This is a genomic window from Streptomyces sp. WELS2 (genome assembly GCF_013870595.1).
Classification (GTDB): domain Bacteria; phylum Actinomycetota; class Actinomycetes; order Streptomycetales; family Streptomycetaceae; genus Streptomyces.
The window spans coordinates 1-1,750 of sequence record NZ_JACBWZ010001105.1 but is presented as its reverse complement, the minus strand read 5'-3'; the positions used below and the strand labels follow the sequence as shown (position 1 = coordinate 1,750).

The following is a 1,750-nucleotide window of genomic DNA, read 5'->3' as shown; positions in this document are numbered from 1 at the left end:
GCTCGGGCCGGGTCGCCATGCCCGAGCTGGAGCTGCTCCCCGCCTCCTACGACCTGCCCGGCGCCCGCCTGCTGGACCTGGTGCAGGTCATGGACCGCATCCGCGCCGAGTGCCCCTGGTCCTCCCGGCAGACCCACGAGGGCCTGGCCAAGTACGGCATCGAGGAGGCCTACGAACTGGTCGAGGCGATCGAGGCCGGCGACCGCGAGGAGCTGCGCGAGGAACTGGGCGATGTCCTCCTCCAGGTCGTCTTCCACTCCCGGATAGCCGAGGAGGACCCGGACGCGCCGTTCTCCGTCGACGACGTGGCCGGCGGCATCGTCGCCAAGCTGATCCACCGCCACCCGCACGTCTTCGGCGACGAGCGGGCCGAGACCCCGGAGGACGTCAAGGAGCACTGGCTGCGCACCAAGGCCGAGGAGAAGCGGCGCACCTCGGTGACGGAGGGCGTCCCGCTCGGCCAGCCCGGCCTGGCCCTGGCCGCCAAGCTCGCCTCCCGCGTCCGCACGGCGGGCCTGGAGGTGCCCCTGCCCCGCGGCGAGGGCATCGGGTACGAGCTGCTGGCGCTGGCCGCCGGCGCCGAGGCGGAGGGTGTCGATCCGGAGGCGGCGCTGCGGGCGGCGGCCCGGGTGTACCGGGACGCGATCAAGGACCGCGAGGCGGCGCGCGCGGCGGGCGGCGGAGAGGAGGACGAGGGGTAGGCGGATCATCCTCCGGCACCTCGGATCCCCTTCCGCCTCAGTACCGTTGAGCACGGTGACACGGTGACACGGTGGCGACGAGCCGGCGGGGGGCGTTGGTGGGGCTGGGGACGGATCTGGCGGGACTGGGCGCCACGGTGCTCGTGGCGGCGTCCGGCACGGCGGAGTGGGAGCGGGTCCGGGACCGTTTCGCACAGTGGTTCCGGGACCAGCGGGCCTTCTCCCACGCCGGGGAACTGCTCGAACTGGGTCCGGACGTCCAGGAGTCACCGGTACTGCTGCACGCGGTCTGGGCCTCCCGCCTCCGCGGCACTCTCACCCAGGCACCGGACAAGAACACCGCGGCCACGCAATTACGCGAGCTGCTCCAGTCCCTGGCTCGTACGGCAGCCCCGCAGCCCACGCCCCCGGACGCCGCCGCGGACACGACACCCCACGGCCCGAACCCCGACGTGAACACGGAACCGGACCCGGCCGAGGGGCTGGTACGGGAGCGGGCACGGGCCCTGGCGGCGGACCTCTTCGGGGATCTGGAACGCGGCCCCGAGCCGGACCCCGCCGGGGAGACGGTGCCGCGTGCCGAACCGGATCCCGTGCCCGGACCGGCAGCACACGCGGCCTCGCCCCGGCCCACAGCCCCGGACCCCGGCGAGGAGCAGGCCCCGGCCCCGACGGCACATCCCCTGCCGTCCCCGAGCACGGCCCCCGACACCAGCCACAGCCCGCTTCCGGGACCGGACCCCTTTCCCTTCCTGCTCGACTCCCAGCCGGACCCTGACCCCAAGCCCCTCCCACCCGCCCGTACCGACCCCCAGCCGACCCCCGGCCCCGTTCCGGAACCACCCCCCGCCCCGGAACCCGCACGGCACGCGACCCCGGATCCCGCCCCCGGGCAGCCCCAGCCACGCCGGCCACCCACTCCGCCCCACTTCGCCGACCACATCGACTTCCGGCGGGCCGAGATCCACGGTCCGGTCGTCGGGGTGCAGATCCAGCACGCCTATGGGGCCCGGCCGCCGCTCGGGCTCGGCGGTCCGGAGGACTGGCCC

General features: G+C 75.1%; 1 protein-coding gene and 1 pseudogene. Both read left to right on the top strand.

The window, feature by feature from the left end; all coding sequences use genetic code 11:
* A partial coding sequence (locus tag H5J33_RS34085) for a MazG family protein (RefSeq protein WP_181798533.1) occupies positions 1–701 on the top strand: 701 nt, incomplete at its 5' end.
* Between the two features lie 71 nt (positions 702–772).
* Positions 773–1,750, top strand: a pseudogene (locus H5J33_RS34080) (hypothetical protein); the annotation flags it as partial.